General features: G+C 69.8%; 19 protein-coding genes. 3 read left to right on the top strand and 16 right to left on the bottom strand.

The genetic code is table 11. The features are described 5' to 3' along the window. Positions 1 to 90: 90 nt before the first annotated feature. Both BN1701_RS07660 and BN1701_RS07655 read right to left on the bottom strand, forming a co-directional pair. Positions 91 to 807 carry a GAF and ANTAR domain-containing protein gene (locus tag BN1701_RS07660; RefSeq protein WP_054046836.1) on the bottom strand — a complete coding sequence of 239 codons (717 nt, stop codon included), beginning with the start codon at positions 805 to 807 and terminating at the stop codon, positions 91 to 93. Positions 808 to 854: 47 nt separating this feature from the next. Beyond that, the gene (locus BN1701_RS07655; RefSeq protein WP_157367811.1) at positions 855 to 1,559 is read right to left on the bottom strand and encodes a GAF and ANTAR domain-containing protein; all 705 of its coding nucleotides are present in this window, start codon (positions 1,557 to 1,559) and stop codon (positions 855 to 857) included. Between the two features lie 448 nt (positions 1,560 to 2,007). Here BN1701_RS07655 and BN1701_RS37785 point away from each other — a divergent pair, with 448 nt between their 5' ends. Continuing rightward, positions 2,008 to 2,133 carry a hypothetical protein gene (locus tag BN1701_RS37785; protein ID WP_255364610.1) on the top strand — a complete coding sequence of 42 codons (126 nt, stop codon included), beginning with the start codon at positions 2,008 to 2,010 and terminating at the stop codon, positions 2,131 to 2,133. Positions 2,134 to 2,203: 70 nt separating this feature from the next. Here the strand turns inward: BN1701_RS37785 and BN1701_RS07645 are convergent, their stop codons facing one another. Beyond that, positions 2,204 to 2,893, bottom strand: coding sequence for an ABC transporter ATP-binding protein (locus BN1701_RS07645; RefSeq protein WP_054046829.1), 690 nt, complete (start codon positions 2,891 to 2,893; stop codon positions 2,204 to 2,206). Next, positions 2,890 to 3,978, bottom strand: coding sequence for an ABC transporter permease (locus BN1701_RS07640; RefSeq protein WP_054046827.1), 1,089 nt, complete (start codon positions 3,976 to 3,978; stop codon positions 2,890 to 2,892). The genes BN1701_RS07645 and BN1701_RS07640 overlap by 4 nt, the downstream gene beginning before the upstream one ends. A gap of 169 nt (positions 3,979 to 4,147) precedes the next feature. Between BN1701_RS07640 and BN1701_RS07635 the strand changes: the two genes are divergently transcribed. Both BN1701_RS07635 and BN1701_RS07630 read left to right on the top strand, forming a co-directional pair. After that, a complete protein-coding gene (locus BN1701_RS07635) occupies positions 4,148 to 5,365 on the top strand; it encodes a sensor histidine kinase (RefSeq protein ID WP_054046825.1) in 1,218 nt (405 codons plus the stop codon). Next, the gene (locus BN1701_RS07630) at positions 5,362 to 5,991 is read left to right on the top strand and encodes a response regulator transcription factor (RefSeq protein ID WP_054046823.1); all 630 of its coding nucleotides are present in this window, start codon (positions 5,362 to 5,364) and stop codon (positions 5,989 to 5,991) included. Before BN1701_RS07635 ends, BN1701_RS07630 begins: the two co-directional genes overlap by 4 nt. Before the next feature lie 176 nt (positions 5,992 to 6,167). On the opposite strand, the gene BN1701_RS07625 is transcribed toward BN1701_RS07630, so the two are convergent. The 12 genes from BN1701_RS07625 to BN1701_RS07570 all read right to left on the bottom strand — a co-directional run bounded on the left by BN1701_RS07625 (position 6,168) and on the right by BN1701_RS07570 (position 18,265). After that, positions 6,168 to 7,625, bottom strand: coding sequence for an NF041680 family putative transposase (locus BN1701_RS07625; RefSeq protein WP_172803202.1), 1,458 nt, complete (start codon positions 7,623 to 7,625; stop codon positions 6,168 to 6,170). A 251-nt stretch (positions 7,626 to 7,876) separates the two neighbouring features. Beyond that, complete coding sequence (locus tag BN1701_RS07620; protein ID WP_054046820.1) at positions 7,877 to 9,352, bottom strand: aldehyde dehydrogenase; 1,476 nt, start codon at positions 9,350 to 9,352, stop codon at positions 7,877 to 7,879. After that, positions 9,349 to 9,561, bottom strand: coding sequence for a tautomerase family protein (locus tag BN1701_RS07615; RefSeq protein ID WP_054046818.1), 213 nt, complete (start codon positions 9,559 to 9,561; stop codon positions 9,349 to 9,351). The genes BN1701_RS07620 and BN1701_RS07615 overlap by 4 nt, the downstream gene beginning before the upstream one ends. Continuing rightward, positions 9,561 to 10,352: a 2-keto-4-pentenoate hydratase gene (locus tag BN1701_RS07610; RefSeq protein WP_054046816.1), complete on the bottom strand. Its 792-nt coding sequence runs from the start codon at positions 10,350 to 10,352 to the stop codon at positions 9,561 to 9,563. Before BN1701_RS07610 ends, BN1701_RS07615 begins: the two co-directional genes overlap by 1 nt. Then, the gene (dmpG, locus tag BN1701_RS07605; protein WP_082859701.1) at positions 10,352 to 11,482 is read right to left on the bottom strand and encodes a 4-hydroxy-2-oxovalerate aldolase; all 1,131 of its coding nucleotides are present in this window, start codon (positions 11,480 to 11,482) and stop codon (positions 10,352 to 10,354) included. Before dmpG ends, BN1701_RS07610 begins: the two co-directional genes overlap by 1 nt. Positions 11,483 to 11,485: 3 nt before the next feature. Then, positions 11,486 to 12,448 (bottom strand): acetaldehyde dehydrogenase (acetylating), encoded by a 963-nt coding sequence (locus BN1701_RS07600; protein WP_054046814.1) that lies wholly within the window; start codon positions 12,446 to 12,448, stop codon positions 11,486 to 11,488. A gap of 10 nt (positions 12,449 to 12,458) precedes the next feature. After that, a complete protein-coding gene (locus BN1701_RS07595; RefSeq protein ID WP_054046812.1) occupies positions 12,459 to 13,247 on the bottom strand; it encodes a 2-keto-4-pentenoate hydratase in 789 nt (262 codons plus the stop codon). Next, positions 13,247 to 14,215 (bottom strand): PDR/VanB family oxidoreductase, encoded by a 969-nt coding sequence (locus tag BN1701_RS07590; RefSeq protein WP_054046810.1) that lies wholly within the window; start codon positions 14,213 to 14,215, stop codon positions 13,247 to 13,249. The genes BN1701_RS07595 and BN1701_RS07590 overlap by 1 nt, the downstream gene beginning before the upstream one ends. Then, the gene (locus tag BN1701_RS07585) at positions 14,208 to 14,873 is read right to left on the bottom strand and encodes an HAD-IA family hydrolase (RefSeq protein WP_054046808.1); all 666 of its coding nucleotides are present in this window, start codon (positions 14,871 to 14,873) and stop codon (positions 14,208 to 14,210) included. Before BN1701_RS07585 ends, BN1701_RS07590 begins: the two co-directional genes overlap by 8 nt. Further along, on the bottom strand, positions 14,873 to 15,169 hold the full coding sequence (locus BN1701_RS07580; RefSeq protein ID WP_231949523.1) for a hypothetical protein: 297 nt from the start codon (positions 15,167 to 15,169) through the stop codon (positions 14,873 to 14,875). Before BN1701_RS07580 ends, BN1701_RS07585 begins: the two co-directional genes overlap by 1 nt. Further along, a complete protein-coding gene (locus BN1701_RS07575) occupies positions 15,162 to 16,418 on the bottom strand; it encodes an aromatic ring-hydroxylating dioxygenase subunit alpha (protein WP_054046806.1) in 1,257 nt (418 codons plus the stop codon). Before BN1701_RS07575 ends, BN1701_RS07580 begins: the two co-directional genes overlap by 8 nt. A 35-nt stretch (positions 16,419 to 16,453) precedes the next feature. Further along, a complete protein-coding gene (locus BN1701_RS07570) occupies positions 16,454 to 18,265 on the bottom strand; it encodes a PEP-utilizing enzyme (RefSeq protein WP_054046803.1) in 1,812 nt (603 codons plus the stop codon). Positions 18,266 to 18,278 lie beyond the last annotated feature (13 nt).

Raw genomic sequence — 18,278 nt, 5'->3', positions numbered from 1 at the left:
TACCTCCGGATGGCTTGCGATCGCTGTCGCCAGGGTCCGGGGCGACTGTCCATTCATAGGTTCGGCTGATCCCAGCCGGACTAAACCTCCTTAACCGGACACTTGTGGGAGTTCGACCGCCCCTGAGATGACGGCGAGCGCCAGGTCGGTGACCTGGCGGCGGTGTGCTCGGGCATGCCGTCGCAACAGGGCGAACGCCTCGGCGGGATCGACACCATGGCGTTCGGCCAGGATTCCCTTTGCCTGCTCGATGACGACCCGGTGGTTCAGGGCTGTCTGCAACTGATCGATGACGATGTCCTGCTGGACCAGCAGCCGCTCCTGGATGAGACCGATGGTGGCGACGTCGGCCATGGCTTGTCCGACCCGCGTCACGGAGGCCGCCAGCCTGCCCGGTTCGCGGTGGAACAGATTCATCGCCCCGATCACCTGCGTCCGCAACCGCATCGGCAGCGCGTGCACACTTCGGTAGCCGTGCTCGACCGCGGCGGGAGCGAACCGCGGCCACCGCTCGGTCGCCTCGCCGAGGTCGGGGCAGCTGACCGCGAAACCGGTGCGGTAGCACTCAAGACAGGGTCCGTCATCACTCTGCAGCTGGAACAGCTCCAGCAGCCGGACGTGCTCGGTCGAGGACGCCATCACCTGCGGCTGCCCGGCCGAGTCCACCAGCATGATCCCGGCCGCGGACACATCGAGCACCGTCACGCAGCGATCGACCAGGGTGTGCAGGAACTCGATCAGGTCGAAGTCGTCGACCAGGGTGTCGGCGAGTTCCACGAACGTCTCAGCCAGGTGCTGATCACGCATCGGTCCCACCTCCGGGGCCGTCGAGGTCGTAGTGGGCTCAGGACCTGTCATACCCGGTCCTCACGGTCGAATCGTAGTCTTCGCGCCACCACATCGGCCGCGATCTCGGACAGCTGACGGCCGTCAGCGAACGCCCTGGCCCGCAACCGGGTCATCGCCTCGGCCATCCCGACTCCCAGTTGGACGGACACCATGCCGGTGGCCTGATGAACCTCCGGCCTGCCCGAGCCGGGCACTCCGGCTAACTGATCGATGGCGGCACCAGTGTCAATGAGCACCTCAAGGGCCAGTTCGGCGAGCACCCACGCGTCGGCCACGGCGTCGGTGGGCAACGGCGCGGCCACCGGTGTGCTCAACGCGAGGACCCCGACCCGGATGGCGCCCAGCCGGATAGGCAGTGCGAAGAACCCCCGCCCGCCCGCTTCGATCGCCTGCGGGCCGAACATCGGCCAGCGAGCCACTGACCACGCGTCCCGCAGATCGTTGACCAGGATCGCGCGGGCGCCTGCCAGGACATCCATTGACGGGCCCTCGCCCAGGGTCAGCTGCAGCTCTTCGAGTTCGCCGCTGAGTGACCCGGTCGCGTGCACCAGCTCCGAGTCGACCAGCTCGGTGCGGACCGACACCGCCGCGCCGATGACCGGCAACCGTGCCACCGCGGCCCCACAGATCACCGCGACCGACAGCGGCGACCGCAGGACTGCCATGTGTTCTGCGACGTAGCCGCGCACCAACCGAGACCGGCCGCCCACCAAACCTCCCCGGCACCGCATGTCGACTCACAACCGCCGGGGTCTGGGGCGGCACGGACCGTCGGCAGCTGACGATCGGATTCGACCGCCAGGCTCGCTGCCACTGGCCTCGCATCCAGGATACGCGGCGACCTGCCAAACCCACTCGGTCAACTTCACACGCATATCGCGGAAAGCGTTCCGATCGGGGCGCGGGCTCGTTGTGCCTGTTCACACGGTGTTCGGTGTAGTGTCGACGGACCTTGTCGGAGCGTGCCCATGACGACGACAGACCCTGTGCCGGTCCCCGCGGTCGCGAGTGTCGCGGTGCCGCCGGGCGAGATCATCCGCACCTGTACCGAGAATCTGGCGCAGCACCGTCGATGGGCGGCGACCCATGTCCGTTGAACGTCTGGACTCGGTCAGGGAACTGGGGCACATGTTGCCGACTGTCGCCAGTGGAGCGACTGTGAACACTCCCCACGAGCGGGCGCGTGCCGCCCGGGTGGTGGCCGCCCACGCCCACGACGTCGCGGACTGCGCCGAATTGCTGGCGATGCTCGGCCTGACCGCCCACGAGGTCACCGAGAGCTGAGCCCCCCCCCCCCCCCCCCCCCCCCCCCGCGCAGGCCGGATATCGGCCGACCCGAACGGCGGCTGGGCGGCTATGTGAGGGACGCAGACGCTGCCGGCTGGAGGCGGCCATCGTGGATCCTCGCGATGTGGTCGACGGCCGTGAGGTGGCTGCGATCGTGGGTGACCAACACGGTGGCTGTCGCCTGTTGGTGGGTCAGGCGGGTGATGAGGTCGATCACGGCGGCGCCGCGGTCGTGGTCGAGTGCGCTGGTGGGCTCGTCGACGAGCAGCACGGTGGGGTTGTTCATCAGGGCGCGGGCGATGTTGACGCGTTGGCGTTGCCCGCCGGAGAGCTGGTGGGGGCGGCGTCCGGCCAGGTCGGCGAGGCCGACCGCGTCGAGCAGTTCCAGCGCCCGGTGCCGGGCCTTGGCTGGTTTGTGGCCGCTGATCTGGTCGATGACCTGGAGTTGTTCGGCGGCGGTGAGCGCGGGCAGCAGGTTGGGCTGCTGGAAGATGATGCCGATCTTGTGGCGGCGCAGGTCGGTGAGCGCGCCACGACTCATGCCCGTTGTCGTGGTGCCGTCGATGGTGACGGTGCCGGAGTCGGGGGTGATGAGGGTGGCGGCCACGGCGAGGATGCTGGACTTGCCGGAGCCGGAGGGCCCGATCACCGCGGTCATGGTGCCCCTGGGCACGTCGAGGGTGACGCGGTCGAGGGCGGTCAGCCGGGTGTCGCCGTCGGGGTAGGTGAGGGTGATGTCGGTCAGGGTCAGGCTCATCGTGCGCTCCCCAGTGCGGTCAGTGGGTCGACAGTGGTGATGCGGCGAACGGCCAGCCCCGCGCCGAGCGCGCCGAGTAGGACCATGGTGGCGGCGGGGGTGAGGATGGTCGTGGGTTCGAGGAGGAACGGCACGGTGCCACCCGCGATGAAGGTCCCGATGGCGGCGGCGAGGGCGGTGCCGATCACGGTGCCGCCCACCAGCAGGACGATGGCTTGCCCCAGCCCGTCGCGCAGCAGGGTGGCGGTGGAGGCGCCGAGGGCCTTGAGGACGGCGATGTCGCCGCTGCGCTGGATGGTCCAGACGGTGAAGAACGCCCCGATGACCAGTGCGGAGATGGCGAACAGGAAGCCGCGCATGAGTTGCAGGGAGCCGTTCTCGGAACTGTAGGAGCCGATGGCGGACAACGAGTCCGCCTTGGCGACGGTCCGGGTGCCCGCCGCGGCGTCGGCGGCGTCGAAGTCGGTGTCGGAGGCGGTCTTCAGCGCGATGACCGTCGCCGCGGGGGTGATGCCGCCCGCGGCGGGCGGCGCGGCGTGTTGCCAGGTGGCGAGGCTGGCCCACACGACCGGGGTGTGGCTGAAGGAGGCGTCACCCCGCACGGCGGCGACGGTCAGGTCCTGCCCGGCAAGGTTGACGGTGTCGCCGGTCGTGAGGCCGAGTCCGGCTGCCGCGGGGATGGACAGCACCACCGACCGGTCGTCGATCGCGTCGCTGTCCGGGGCGATGGCGGAGCCGGGCCGCACGCCGAAGACCGAGACCGCCGCGCTCCGGTTGCCCGCGGTGGCCCTGGTGGTCGTGATGCCCAAGGGTTCGGCCAGGAGCACGCCGGGGGTGGCGGCCCAGTGCCGCCACTGCGCGTCGGTGACGGTTGAGTCCGAGTAGGACAGATCCTGTCCATCGGCGGGCGCGGTGAAAACGATCCGGTCGGCGGGCAGGTCGGTGATCGCGGACACGTTCTGCTGTCCGAGGCCCGCGGTCAGCCCGGACAACAGGCCCACCAACAGGGTTATGAGCACGATGACGACGCCGATCAGGGTGAAGCGGCCCTTGGCGAACCTCAGGTCTCTCAGTGCGACGAACACGGCGTGGTCTGCCTTTCGACGGTGATGGCCGGTGTGCCTCCACTGTCGTCCCTGCCGCACGCGCCGCCATCTGGCGCAGGACGGCATTCGACGGCTCGAAAGGACACCCGGGAGTTACCACTTTCGACAGAGGCCGACCCAGTGGGTGCGCATCTAAGCTGGGAGAACTGTGGACGCGACCGCTCCTGCCCTCACCCCGACCAGCCGAGTGCTGACCTGGTGCCTGCACGTGCTGGTCGCCTGCCTGCTCGTGCTCACCGCGGGCCGGGCCGCGCTCGCCGGGGCGCCGGACACCGCGGCCGTCTTCGCGCTCGCCGCGGTACTGGGGCTGGTGTACGCGGTGGGTCCACTCATCCCGCGGGTGCGCACGTCGGGCCGCGCCGCGGCGGTGTGGTCGGCCGCTGTCGGCGGCGTGTGGGTGGCGCTGCTGGTCCTGTCCGCCGACGCGGTGTGGATCGCCTTCCCGCTGTACTTCCTCCAACTCCACCTGTTGTCCCGCCGCGTGGGGCTGGCGGCGGTGGCGGCCACGGCGGTGGCCGCGATCACCGGCTTCGCCGCGCACACCGGCGCCTTCACCCCGGCCATCGCGATCGGCCCCGCCCTCGGCGCCGCGGTGGCGGTCGCGGTGGTGTGGGGCTATCAAGCCCTCTACCGGGAAAGCGAACAGCGGCGCCTGCTCATCGACGAACTCACCGCCACCCGCGCCGACCTGGCGAAAGCTCAGCACACCGCCGGAGTGCTGAGCGAACGCGAACGCTTGGCCAGAGAAATCCATGACACGCTGGCCCAAGGACTGTCCAGCATCCAGTTGCTGCTGCGCGCCGCCGAACGCGCCCTGCCCGACAAGCCCGAGAAAGCCGCGGGTTACGTCGACCAGGCCCGCCAGTCGGCGGTGGACAACCTCGCCGAGGCCCGCCGCTTCGTCGCCGCCCTCGCGCCGCCCGCGCTGGAGGAGACCACCCTGGCCGACGCGCTGGAACGCCTGTGCGCCACCACCTCCGCCCGCCACCGGCTCACCACCCGCTTCCACCTCACCGGCGACCCGGCACCGCTGCCCATCGCCCACGAGGTCGCCTTGCTGCGCGTCGCCCAGTCAGCCCTGGCCAACACCGTCCACCACGCCAGGGCCCACACCGCCGACGTCACCCTCAGCTACCTCGACGACCACGTCGCCGTGGACGTCGTCGACGACGGCACCGGCTTCGACCCCGGCCGCCTCCCGGTCCCCGCCACCGATGGCGGCGGGTTCGGGTTGGCGGCCATGCGCTCGCGCACGCACGCCCTCGGCGGCACCTTCACCATCGAGACCGCCCCAGGCCGCGGCACCGCCCTAGCCGCACGGCTGCCCCTCGCCCCACCCGACAGCGACACCGAGGACAGCCCGTGACCCCCATCCGCCTCCTGCTCGCCGACGATCACCCCGTGGTGCGCGCCGGACTGCGCGCCGTGCTGGAAACCGAGCCCGACCTCGTGGTCGTGGCCGAGGCGGCCACCGCGGAGGATGCCGTCGCCCGCGCCACCGTGGGAGACATCGACGTCGTCCTCATGGACCTGCGGTTCAAAGGCGGCATGACCGGCGCCGAAGCCACCGCCGCGATCACCACCCGTCCCGGCGCCCCCCACGTCGTGATCATCACCACCTACGACACCGACGCCGACACCCTGCCCGCCATCGAAGCGGGCGCCATGGGCTACCTCCTCAAAGACGCGCCGCCTGAGGATCTCGCCGCCGCGGTGCGCACCGCCGCCGCGGGCCACACCGCCCTCGCCCCCGCCGTCGCCGACCGGCTCATGAACCGCCTGCGCACCCCCGGCACCGGCCTGACCCGCCGCGAGGCCGAAGTACTCGTCCTGGTCGCCGACGGTCTTTCCAACCAGGCCATCGGCGCCCGTCTCCACCTCACCGAGGGCACCGTCAAGTCCCACCTGGCCCGGATCTACACCAAACTCGGCGTCAACTCCCGCACCTCGGCCGTCGCGACCGCCACCGACCTCGGCATCATCCGGCGCTGAGCTAGTGTTCTGCGCCGGAAATCCGGCGTCTATATCGGTGGTCCAGGTTTCCGCTGGGTGTGCGGACGGAAGGTCCTCGTACTGGTTGTCCGTGGGCCTTTCGTCCGTGCGGCCAGCGGGAAGCTGGGCCGCCGAGATAGATGTCGGATTTCCGGCGCAGGACACTAGCTTGAGTTTTAACCTGTGCGGCGGGGTCGTGGGTTGGTGGACTTTGCCTTCTTGCCGTGGGCGGGTTTCTGTTTGTTTGGGCTGGTCATGACGTGCACGTCGTGGCGGGCCGCGGGCTGGTGGTTGGGGACTCCGGCGGGGCGGCCGTGGCCGGGTCGTGAGGGTTTCGGGACACCGGCAGGGCGGGCCAGATGTGGGCGCAGGTTCCGAAACCCGCGCCGGACTCTGGCTGGGGACAGTGTTTGTGCCGCGACGGGTTTCTCCCATGGGCGGCGCAGGTCGGCCGTGAGACCGCGTGCGAGGCGTAGTTGGGTGTAGGCGGCCAGCAGTAGCCAGGTCCATCGGTCGGCCGCCTGCGGGGACCGGAGTTTCGGGGTGGTCCAGCCGAGGGTCTGTTTGAGCATGCGGAAGGTGTGCTCGATGTCGAACCGGCGCAGGAATGCCTGCCAGAGTCGGTCGACCTCGCCGGTGGTGAGTCCGGTCCGCGAGTGCCAGAGCCACACGGGTTTGGGGATCGCCCCGGAGGGCAGGCGGGCGACTTCGAGGCGGATCACGGTTCCCTCCAGGATCGGAAGGTTCCCGGTGTGGTCTGCCCAGGCGATGCGGTGGGTCAGCCGGGGATGCAGCCGGTCCCAGGCCCGGACGTGCGCGGGGCCGTAGAGGCGGGTCTCGGTCCGTGTGGTGACCTCGGGCTCGCCCCAACTGTCAGGGTCACCGAAGGCGAACTCGCCGCCGTGGCGGCGGGGCCTGCCCAGGGTGCCAGGCGGCTGCGGTGGCGCGGGACGGCGCAGGACCCGGTCCGAACGCATCCGCACCAGCACGGTGATCGGCAGGTCGGCCAGCACGTGGGCCAGACGGGGACCGTCGTAGCCCGCATCGGCCACCAGCAGGATCTCCGGATCCCCCGGCCGCCACTGCCCCGCCGCGATCAGCCGGTCCACCACGCCACGCACCTGCCCGGCGGTGACGGTCGCGGCGTCATCACCGGGCGCCAGCCGGACCGCGTCCAACGGCGCGGTCCACGAGCCACGCCCGGCCTCCAGGGCGACGATCACCGAGTAGGGCCAGCCCGGCACCATGATGTGGGTGTCCTTGCCGCGCCCGTAGGTGTGACACAGCACCCGCTGCGGCGAGGTGTGGGCCTCCGGGCGCAGCCAACAGGTGACATCCACCGCCAGCACCAACCGCCCGCCCGCGGCCCGAGGCACCGACACCGCGGCCACCGCGCAACGCAGCCGGTCGAGGTCCACCCGGCCCTGCGCCAGCGCCGCGTAACCGCTGCCATGACCTCGGCGATGCTCCGCGACCAGCGACAACTCCGCGACCGAACGCACCGGCCCATCGGCACACAACACCGCGTCGGCCAGCTCGAACAACGCGTCCGCCCGCCGGGTCAAACACCCATGGAACTCCCGCCGGAACCCGCACAGCTCCCCGACGCCCACCCCGCCATCGGCGTGATGCACACTGATCACCGTAGCCCTTGTCTTGATCTTCCTTCTGTCGCAAGAGGAATGATCAACCAAGGGCTACACCCATGATCAACAGGGGTCGCCGACCAGCACCCGAAGGTTAAACTCAAGCTAGGTCGTGTCTGACAGATCGCCGCGGCGAGAGTCGTGATCGAGGTGGTTCCTGGCGGTGCGGCCGGAATGCCCTCGTACCGGTGTTGTACTCGGGCGTTCCGGCCGCGCCGTCAGGGGCCGCCTCGGCGCGGCTATCGCTGGCGCGATCTGTCAGACACGACCTCCTGTTTGCCGCGGTCGATCTGCATCACCACCGCCTTGGGTTCGGTGAAGAACTCGCGGCTGAACGTGCCGCCTTCGCGGCCGACGCCGGAGTCGCCGACCCCGCCGAACGGGGTGCGCAGGTCGCGGATGAAGAAGCAGTTCACCCAGACAGTTCCCGCGCGGAGCCGGGACGCCACTCGGTGCGCGCGGGAGAGGTTCTCCGTGAACAGCATCGCGTTGAGGCCGTAGCGAGTGTCGTTGGCCAGGTGGACGGCCTCATCCTCGGTATCGAAGCGGTTGACGACGCAGACCGGGCCGAAGATCTCCTCGCGGTACGCCGGGGCGGTCAGCGGCAGGTCGGTGATGACGGTGGGACGCACCAGCCAACGGCCGTCCTCGACGATCCCACCGGTGAGGACCTTGCCACCGTCGAGGTCGACGCCGTTGACATACGCCGAGACCTTGTCGAAGTGCCTCTTGCTGGCCAGGCTGGAGAATCGCGTCGCGGGGTCGAACGGGTCGCCGGTGGTCAGGCCTTCCGCGGCCTCGATGAACCGGGCCATGAACTCGTCATAGACCGGTGTGGCGACGAAGAGGCGCGAGCCTGCCAGGCAGATCTGGCCCGAGTTGCGGAAGATCGCCTCGACCGCCCACCGCACGGCGTTGTCGAGGTCGGCGTCGTCGAACACGATGTTCGCGCCCTTGCCGCCAAGTTCGAGTGAGACCGGCGCCAGGTGGGCGGCTGCCGAGGCCATCACGTGTTTGCCGGTGGTCGAGGACCCGGTGAACGTCACGCGGTCGACCCGGTCGTCGGCCACCAGCGACGAGCCCGCGGGCGTGCCGTGTCCATTGAGGACATTAATGACGCCGGGAGGCAGGTCGGCTTCGATGGCGAGTTTGCCCAGCAGCGTGACCGAAGCGGGGGTGTCCTCCGACGGTTTGATCACGCACGTGTTCCCCCACGCGATCGCCGGGGCGATCTTCCACGTCGCCATCATCAGCGGAAAGTTCCACGGGCTGACGGCCGCGACCACCCCAGCGGGGCCGTACTCACTGTAGGTGTGGTGCCCGGTGTCCATCGGGTACACCTCACCGCAGTGGTCGCGCTGGTGGTCGGCGAAGAACCGGAAGTTCGACACCGACCGGGCCACGTCGTGCATGGACTGCGCGTAGGGCTTGCCCATGTTCGTCGTGTCCAGTGTGGCCAGTTCGTCGGCGTGCCGCTCCATCACGTCGGCGAGCCGGTGGATCGCCGCGGCCCGGGCGGCGCGGCCCAGCCGGGGCCACGGTCCCTCGTCGAACGCGCGCCGCGCACTCGTCACCGCCCGGGCGGCGTCCTCGGCTGTCCCCTCGGCCGCGTCCGCCCACACCTGCCGCGTCCAGGGGTTCCACACCTCGAAGGTGCCGCCGTCGACGGACGGGACCTCCTCCCCGTCGATGACATGGCCGAAGAACTGCCTCATGGTGTGCCTCCCTGTTGGTCGGTGGCGCGCTCGGCGATGGTCACGTCGCCTGCCGCCCAGTGCGTCGCGGGCACCTCGCGCACGACGACGCGGATGCTCGCCAGGGGCGCGGCGACGGCCTCCGCCGCCGCCCGGGTCAGTCCGCTGATCAGGGCCCGCAACTGTTCCGGGCTGCGGCCTTCGACGAGCGTCACCTCGATGAACGGCATCAGGACTCCCCGCCGTTGAGGTAGATCGAGCCCAGGTTGGTGAAGTGCATCGCCACCGACACCCCGGGCGGCGCCTGGACGGCGTCGGTCATCCCCCCGGTGAGGACGATCCAGCCCGGCTCGATCGCGTGGCCGCGCCGCGCGAGTTCGTTCGCGGCCAGCGCGAGCGCCTCGCCGGGGTGCCCCTGGACGGCCGCGCCGGTGGCGGAGTCGACGACCACGCCGTCGACCTCCACGAGCACCGCTTCCAGGGAGAGGTCGAGCCGGTCGGGCGGCACCCCGACCGGCCCGGTCACGAACGCGCCGGACGACGCGTTGTCCGCCGCCACATCACCCGCGGTGAACCGGAAATCCCGGTAGCGGCTGTCGATGACCTCGGCTCCCGCCCATACCGACGCGACCGCCGACATGGCCCGGGCGCAGCCCACACCGGGGCCCTCCAGCCGTTCCCCCATCAAGAAGACGATCTCCGGCTCGACCCGCGGGTGGATCAGGCGTGACCCCGGCACCGGATCCCCGGCGGGCAGGATCATCGCGTCGGTCAGCCAGGCGACGAACGGGACGTGCACGCCCATCCGCTGCTGCTTGGCCCGGCTGGTCAGGCCCAGCTTGACCCCGATCAGCCGTTCGCCACGACCGAGACGGGCGCGCAGGTTCAGGTCCTGGATCGCGTAGCCGGTCTCCAGGTCGAGTTCGGGCCACTCGTCGGAGAACGGCGGGCGCGCGGTCCGCTCGTCCTCACACCGCAGCAACTCCGCCGCCACGGACTCGACGTCCCACCGCGCGCCCATCACCGGGCTCCCACCGCAGCGAGGTCGCGCTCCTGCGCCAGTTGGAGCGCGACGTCGATGATCATGTCCTCTTGGCCGCCGACGTAGCCGTACTCCCCCACTTTCTGCAGGATGGCGTGCGCGGGCACGCCGTACCGCTCGGCGGCCCGCTCGGCGTGCAGCAGGAACGACGAGTAGACGCCCGCATAGCCCTGGGTGATCGACGCGCGGTCCATCCAGGGCAGCCGTGGGATGAACGGGCGAACGACCTCCTCGGCGGCCGAGAGCACCTCGCCGAGGTCGACACCGGTGCGGATCCCCATCCGCTCGAAGGTCGCGGCCAGCACCTCGGTCGGCGAATTCCCGGCGCCCGCGCCGAGCGCGCACAGCGCGCCGTCGATCTGGCGGGCACCAGACTGGTAGGCCAGCACCGAGTTCGCGATGCCCATGCTGAGGTTCTGGTGGCCGTGGAAGCCCACCTGCGCGCCGTCCGGGCCTATCTCGTCCACCACGGCCTGGACGCGGGCCTGGGCATCGGACAGCACGAGCGCGCCCGCCGAGTCGACCACGTAGACGCACTGCGCGCCCGCGTCGACCATGATCCTTGCCTGCCGCGCCAACACTTCCGGGCTCGCGCGGTGAGCGAGCATGAGGAACCCGACGGTCTCCATCCCGAGCGCGCGGGCCTCGCCGAAGTGCTGGATCGACACGTCCGCTTCGGTGCAGTGGGTGGCGATCCTGGCCACCGAGGCCCCCACGGCGCGCGCGCGTTTGAGGTCGCGCATCGTCGCCAATCCCGGGAGCATCAGGATGGCGATCTTGGCGCGGGTCGCTTCGTCGACCGCGGCGGCGATGAGGTCGAACTCGTCGACGAGGCTGAAGCCGTAGTTGAAGCTCGACCCGCCCAGCCCGTCGCCGTGGCTGACCTCGATCACCTGGACGCCCGCGCTGTCCAGTGCGGCGACCACCCCGCGCACCTGCGCTTCGGTGAACTGGTGGCTCATCGCGTGCGACCCGTCGCGCAATGTCGAGTCGGTGATCCGCAGGTCCGTCTCGCCCCCCGCTGCCGGGGTGTTCGCGAGGATCTCGCTTTCGGTCACCTCACCGGTCACCACGGGGACGTCCTCAGGTCGGATGGTCATGTCACCCATGGGTCACACTCCTGCCTTCTCGGCGAGTTCGGCGGGCTTCCAGGTGGTCTCGACGCCGAGCCGGTGGGCGACCATCAGGTCCCCGACCCTGGCCGCGGCGGCGGTGATGATGTCGAGGTTGCCCGCGTAGTCGGGCAGGTAGTCGCCGCGGCCGCGCACCTCGATGGGGATGAACACCCGGGCCTGGCCGCGCCAAGACTCCCGGGCGGGCTCGAACTGGGGATCCGCCCGCAGGTGGTAGCCGGGGACGTACTCCTGGACGGTGCGGACCATCGCGTGGATCGACTCCAAGATCTTGTCCTGGACGTCGCCCGGTTCGCCCGCCTCGGGCGGGATGGCGCAGAACACCGAGTTCCGCATCATCAGCGGCGGCTCCACCGGGTTCAGGATGATGATCGCCTTGCCGCGCTCGGCACCGCCGACCGCTTCCACCGCCGACGCCGTGGTGTCGGTGAACTCATCGATGTTCGCCCGCGTGCCGGGCCCCGCGGAACGGCTCGACACGGAGGCGACGATCTCGGCGTAAGGCACGGGCACGACGGACGAGACCGCGTGCACCATCGGCACGGTGGCCTGGCCGCCGCACGTGATCATGTTGACGTTCATCGCGTCGAGGTTGAAGGACAGGTTCACCGGCGGGCAGAGGTAGGGGCCCACGGCCGCCGGAGTCAGGTCGACGGCCAGGATCCCCGCCTCGGCATAGCGCGGCGCATTGGCCTGGTGCGCTTTCGCCGAGGTGCACTCGAAGACGACGTCGGGCAGGTCGTCGCGGCTGAGCAGCCAGTCGACGCCGTCGTGGCTGGCTTCCAGGCCCAGCCGCGCGGCGCGCCGCAGGCCGTCGGAGGTCGGGTCGACGCCGACCATGAACCGCGGTTCGATGATCTCGCTGCGGCGCATCAGCTTGAACATCAGGTCTGAGCCGATGTTCCCTGACCCGACAATGGCCGCCGTGGCCTTGCTCTTCATTTGCGTCCTCTCAGCTGCGGGCGAACCGGGCGGTGACGGTGCCCAGCCCGGCGAAGGTGGCGGCGAAGGTGTCACCGGCGACGATGGGGACCATGGCGCACACCGAGCCCGGCAGGATCACGTGCCCGGCATCCAGCGTCACTCCCCTGGCCCCGACGGTGTTTGCCAGCCACACCAGCGAGGTGATGGGCGAGCCGAGCACCGCGCCGCCCGCGCCGGTGCCGACGACGGACCCGTTGCGGGTCATCACGGCACCAGCGAGCCGAAGGTCCACTGTGTCCAGTGGGGTCGGATTGGAGCCGAGGACGACGGCGCCGGAACTGGCGTTGTCGGCGATCGTGTCGAACAGGCCGATGCGCCAGTCCTCGATCCGGCTGTCCACGATCTCCAGTGCGGGCAACACGAAGTCCACGGCCGCGATCGCCTCATGCACCGTCACTCCTGGCCCCCGCAGCGGGCGTTTCAGGACGAACGCCACCTCCGGTTCGATCCGGGGCTGCACGAATCGGTTCAGCGGGATCGGCGCGTGTTCCAAGTAGAAGAAGTCGTCGAGCAGGTGACCGTAGTCGGGCTCGTTCACGCCGAGCAGCCGCTGCATGGCCGCGCTGGTCAGGCCGACCTTGTGCCCTTTGACCACGCGGCCCGCGCTGGTGAGCTCGTGGATCTGCAGCAGCTGGATGGCGTAGGCGTCCTCAAGGGACAGATCGTCGTAGGTGGTGGTGAGCGGCGCGATCGGCTTGCCGGACTCGTACGCGTCGAGCAGCTTCCTGGCCGCTTCCGCGCGGGTGAGTGCGTCCATCAGAGGTTCAACTCCAGCCGGGGGCAGGTCGGGCGGGAGACACAGACCATCATTGTGTCCATGGCGGCCTGCTCCTTCTTGGTCAGCACGAGGTCTCGGTGGTCGACCGTGCCGGAGACGATCTGGGTCGTGCAGGACCCGCAGATGCCGTCGCGGCAGTCGTTCTCGACCTCGATGCCCAGCGCGAGCGCGACGTCGAGGATGTTCGCCTCCGGGGTCAGGCGCAGGGTGTGGCCGGACTTCACCAGCACCAGCTCGTAGGTGTCGGAGTCGACGGCGGCGGGCTCGCGCGGCTCCACCCCGGTGCGGGTGAACAGCTCGAACCGGATGAGATCCTGGTCGGGACCATGGACGGTCTCGGCGGCCTTCTCCACCGCCCGCAGCAGGCCGACCGGGCCGCACACGTACAGCAGCCCGCCGTCCGGCACCGCCTTCACGATGGCTTCGAGGTCGGGGCGGCCGTCGGTGTCCTCGGCGAGGAACGTCACCCGGTCGCCGAGCGCGGCGAGTCTGCGGCGGAACGCCATGGAGTCCGCGGCCCGCCCGCCGTAGGTGAGATGGAAGGGACGGCCCTCGCGGGCGAGCCGCTCGGCCATCGCCATCATCGGCGTGATCCCGATGCCGCCCGCGATCAGCGCGTGGTACGGGGCCTCCTCCAGGGCGAAGTGGTTCTTCGGCCGGGTCACCAGGAGCCGGTCGCCGACGCGCAGCTCGTCGTGCACGAACGCCGAGCCGCCCCGCCCTTCGGCTTCCCGCAGGACGGCGATCTGCCAGAAGGACCGGTCGGCCGGGTCCCCGCACAGCGAGTACTGCCGCGTCGTGCCGTCGGGGACATAGATGTCGATGTGCGCGCCCGGCTCCCACTCCGGCAGCGGGTTGTCGTTCTCGATGCGCGTCAGGCGCAGCGAGACGACGCCGTCGGACTCCCAGGTCATCTGCGAGACCCGCAGTTCGCGCTGTTCAACCATCGAACTCACCTTCCGCGAGTCCTAGCCGGGCCCGGACTTCCGTGAACGCGCCGTCCGGGGCGGCGGGGTCGAACCACACCGACGTGATGCCCAGCGCCTGCGCGCCCCTGATGTTGGTCAGCTGGTCGTCCAGGAAGACCATGTCGGCGAAGTCGACGCCGAGCCGTTCGGACAGCAGCTCGTACAGCCGCGGATGGGGCTTGAGGTGCCCTTCCACCGAGCCGTCGACAACCACGTCGACGTCGCCCACGATCTCGATCCGGTCCACCCACTCCTGGCTGTGGAACGCGCGCAGGTCGTTGGTGAGGATGGCGACCGGGTGCCCGGCGGCCCGCGCGTCACACACCAGGTCCCTGGCCGCCTGCCGGATCAGCTCCCGGCGCGGGGGCTCGTAGAGGTGGGCGATCATCGCCCGGATGTCGGGCTCGTGGCCGCCCGCCGCGTGCCACTCCCGCGACCGGTCGGCCCAGTACGCCCGCTCGGTGATCCGCCCGTCCTGCAGGTCCTGCCACGCCGGGTCGGGGTGGTCGGGGGTGGCCAGCGGCCCGCGTCCGTGCAGCAGGTCGTACGCCGGTGTTCCCGGCTGGTCGGCGACCAGCTCGAACGGCGTCAGCAGCACCGGGCCGCCGAAGTCGAGAATGAGAGCGGGCGCGCCCATCAGTGCTCCGGTTCCTCGATGACGGCCTGGGTGAACTGCACCACGTTCCCCGTCCACCGGCAGGTCCGACACCAGGTCAGGAAGACGCGGTCCGCACCGCTCCACCACTCGGAGACCAGCCCGCCGTCCAGCGACGCCGCGCACATCGGGCAGAACCTCGGCCGGTCCAGCAGGTGGTGGGCGGCGTCGGAGGCGAACCAGTCGCCGGGCGGCGGCAGCCGGTGCGGGTCGGGCGGCAGCGTGGGCATCGGCCCGTGGTGGGCCGCCCGCTCCGCGATCTTGGTCAGGTCACGCACCGGACCCGACCTTCTCCCGTGCCGCCGCCGCGTCCCGGTGCAGCGCGAGCAGCTGCTCGCGGATCGGGCTGTAGCGCATGGATCCGCCGTTGATCCACGCGTCGGTGAACTCCGTGCCCGCGCCGAACTTGTCCTTCTCGCACGGCAGCGTGATGACGTCGTGCTCCTCCCGGACCACGCCGGGCGGGTCCTCGCCGTCTTCGACCGCCGCCATCGCCTCCTTGAACATTTTGCGCAGCATCGCCACGCCCTGGTCGGAGCGGCCGAGGTGCTCCTGGCTGCGGTCGGTGATCGCGCCCTGGGAGACCCAGGCCATGACGTCCTGGCCCTCGACGTAGTCGGTGATGAACTCGCCGTGCTCGTCGCGGAAGGGGAACTCGTAGACGACCGGCCGGTCCTGCTTCTCCCACTGCCCGCCCTCGGGGTGGTGCAGTGTGTAGAACAGCTTCCACGTCGTGGTGTCGTCGATCGGCACCCGGATCTGCATCTGGTCGATCCACTGGCCGCCGACGCGCATGCCGTAGGGGAACATCAGCGGGTGCCCGACCGCCCAGTCGTCGTTCTCCTCGCTGTGGCCCTCGAGAACGCGACGCTTGATGATGCCGAACTCGAACTCCTCGAACGCGACCTTGATGTGCTTCTTCTGGAAGGACTTGGGCGCCTCGAATCCCTGTGTCTGGCCGAGGAACTCGAAGTAGTAGCCGTGCAGCCACTCGACGTGGTGCGGATCGACCGAGTTCTCCATGATCTGGAACCAGTTGCATGGCAGTGTCGCGGTGCCGACCTCGCGGATGCCGTCGAGCACATAGACGTCGAACCGCGGCAGCACCGGCACCGGGCCGGGTCCTATGTAGACCCACACCATGCCGCCCATCACCTGCGCCGACCCGGCTTTCGCCTTGATCTTGTCGCGGAAAGTGGTGTTGTCGTTCTCGGCGGGCTGCTCGACGCACTGACCGGTGAAGTCGTACTTCCAGCCGTGGTAGCCGCACCGGATGCCGTCCTCGTGCACGACCCCGTAGGTGAGCGACGCTCGGCGGTGCGGGCATGCCTCGCCGATGATCCCGTAGCGGCCGGACGGGGTCTTGTAGAGCGTCCAGTTCTCCCCCAGCAGCCGCACGGTCTTGCTGGGCTTGGTGTCGAAGTCCTGTTCGAACGCGATGGGGTACCAGTACCGCCGCAACAGCTCGCCCATCCGCGTACCGGGTCCGACGCTGGTCAGCTCTTCGTTCTGCTCGACCGTGAGCATGCCGGTTGTCTCCTTTGCTCGTGTGGGACTGGGCGTCAGTCGATGACGGTGACGGTGCCGCTGTTGCCGTCGACGCGGATCAGCTGGCCCGTCTTGATGGTCTTGGTGCCGAACGCGGTGCCGGTGACCGCGGGCAGGCCGTACTCGCGGCAGACGATGGCGGCGTGGCTCATCATGCCGCCGACATCGGTGACGGTGGCCTTGATCTTGCCGAACACCGGGGCCCACGACGGCGCCGTGAGCGGGGCGACAAGGATCTCGCCGTCCTGGATCTCACCGATCTGGTCGGCGGAGGAGATCACGCGGGCCGGGCCCTCGACGAGCCCCGGGGAGGCGGCGAACCCGTTCAGGGTGCCTTCCTCAGCGCCCTCTCCCGAGTTGAGCCACGCGGCGACGGAGTCCGAGGTGATGCCCCAGAGCATGACGGTGAACGGCTCGGTCACCACCTCCGGCGGCACGCCGAGGGCGGGCGGGGGCGACCATCCCTTGAGTGCCTTGTGGATGCCGTGACGGCGCTGGATCTCGGCGGGCCAGTACCCGGGCCCGCGCGACGGCGCGCCGATCGCCCACCCCGCGTACATGTCGAAGAGCACGTCGGACAGTTCCGAACGCTGGAACATGAACACATCGTTCGGCTCGGCGATGAACCCGGCCGACACGAGAACGCCGCCCAGGTCCTTCATCTTGCGCCACAGCACCGAATGCGCCCAGTGCTCCACGTAGAAGTTGTGGTTCTCCACGTACGGGAAGACCGTCCGGGACAGCCCGAGCTTCGCGTCGAACGCGGCGCGGTCATCGTCGGAGTCGAGCAGTTCTTTGTACTCCGAGACGACCCGGTCGCGCTCGGCGTGCAGTGCCGCGACCGGTCGGTCCAGGTCGACGCCGTCCTTGACCTTGACGATGTAGTCGGTGACGTAACCGATCGGCACCTCGACGTTCTCGACCCAGATCTTGTCCGAGTGGTAGAAGCCCGATCCGGTGGAGAAGTTGAACCACGGCTCGGCCGCCTGCTCCCACTCCGCGATCCATGCCCGACCGGCGTCGTCGGCGCCCAGCCGCCCCCAGAGTTGGGCGACATCGGCACCGGTGAAGCGGTCGTCGATGCCGGTGCTCACCGCGAGGCGGGCGAGCTTCTTGAGCTCGTCATCCGGACGGAACAGGTCGACGTCGACCCCGGCGACCATCTTGGCGATCGCCAGGTCCGGGATGGACGGGAACGCGGCCTTGCAGAACCCGAAGAAGTCCAGGTAGGCGGCGTAGCCGAGGTTGAGGAACTCGAAGTGGTACTGCCACAGGGTCAGTGCCAGGTCGAGCAGCTTGTGGTACGACGCGAGCAGGTGGTTGCCCGAGCCCTGGCCCGCGCCCGAGGTGATCACCTCGATGTCCTCCATCGAGGGCAGTGGCTCGATCCGCAGCTCGGTCATCTGCTTCACCAGGTCGCGGATCTTGACCAGCCAGTCGTCGTAGAGCCGGTCCCAGTTGGCGAAGTAGAAGCCCGCGCGCTCCATGAACAGCGGCACGCGGCTCTCGATCTCCTCCGCAGGCGCCGGGACCGGGCTGAGGAACACGTAGCCGTTGAGGATGCGGTAGTCGACGCCGTACGCGGGCGGGATCATGTAGTGGCGCGTGTTGTACTGCGACAGCGACGCGATCGCGAACTCCAGGAACGTGGTGTCCCAGGGGGTCAGCGCCTCGGGCCAGTGGACCCCGTCGTGGAACCAGAACCCGCCGTCCTCGTAGTCGCGGCGCTCCTCGCAGAACAGCGCCGAGTAGGTGTAGAGCTGCTGCCAGCCTTCCGCGCCGGACGGCGTCGCGATCTCGAAGGGGCTGGGGAAACGATCGGCCATGATGACCCTCCTC

It is taken from the genome of Alloactinosynnema sp. L-07 (assembly GCF_900070365.1).
Lineage (GTDB): Bacteria > Actinomycetota > Actinomycetes > Mycobacteriales > Pseudonocardiaceae > Actinokineospora.
The sequence above is the reverse complement of the archived record's forward strand: the minus strand, read 5'-3'. Positions and strand labels throughout refer to the sequence as shown.

Bases quoted from the DNA above. Each gene is read 5' to 3' on its own strand.
- BN1701_RS07660 (WP_054046836.1), bottom strand. From the start codon at position 807: ATGCGTGATCAGCACCTGGCTGAGACGTTCGTGGAACTCGCCGACACC.
- BN1701_RS07645 (WP_054046829.1), bottom strand. From the start codon at position 2,893: ATGAGCCTGACCCTGACCGACATCACCCTCACCTACCCCGACGGCGAC.
- BN1701_RS07620 (WP_054046820.1), bottom strand. From the start codon at position 9,352: ATGAGGCAGTTCTTCGGCCATGTCATCGACGGGGAGGAGGTCCCGTCC.
- BN1701_RS07615 (WP_054046818.1), bottom strand. From the start codon at position 9,561: ATGCCGTTCATCGAGGTGACGCTCGTCGAAGGCCGCAGCCCGGAACAG.
- BN1701_RS07610 (WP_054046816.1), bottom strand. From the start codon at position 10,352: ATGGGCGCGCGGTGGGACGTCGAGTCCGTGGCGGCGGAGTTGCTGCGG.
- dmpG (WP_082859701.1), bottom strand. From the start codon at position 11,482: ATGGGTGACATGACCATCCGACCTGAGGACGTCCCCGTGGTGACCGGT.
- BN1701_RS07600 (WP_054046814.1), bottom strand. From the start codon at position 12,448: ATGAAGAGCAAGGCCACGGCGGCCATTGTCGGGTCAGGGAACATCGGC.
- BN1701_RS07595 (WP_054046812.1), bottom strand. From the start codon at position 13,247: ATGGACGCACTCACCCGCGCGGAAGCGGCCAGGAAGCTGCTCGACGCG.
- BN1701_RS07590 (WP_054046810.1), bottom strand. From the start codon at position 14,215: ATGGTTGAACAGCGCGAACTGCGGGTCTCGCAGATGACCTGGGAGTCC.
- BN1701_RS07585 (WP_054046808.1), bottom strand. From the start codon at position 14,873: ATGGGCGCGCCCGCTCTCATTCTCGACTTCGGCGGCCCGGTGCTGCTG.
- BN1701_RS07575 (WP_054046806.1), bottom strand. From the start codon at position 16,418: ATGCTCACGGTCGAGCAGAACGAAGAGCTGACCAGCGTCGGACCCGGT.
- BN1701_RS07570 (WP_054046803.1), bottom strand. From the start codon at position 18,265: ATGGCCGATCGTTTCCCCAGCCCCTTCGAGATCGCGACGCCGTCCGGC.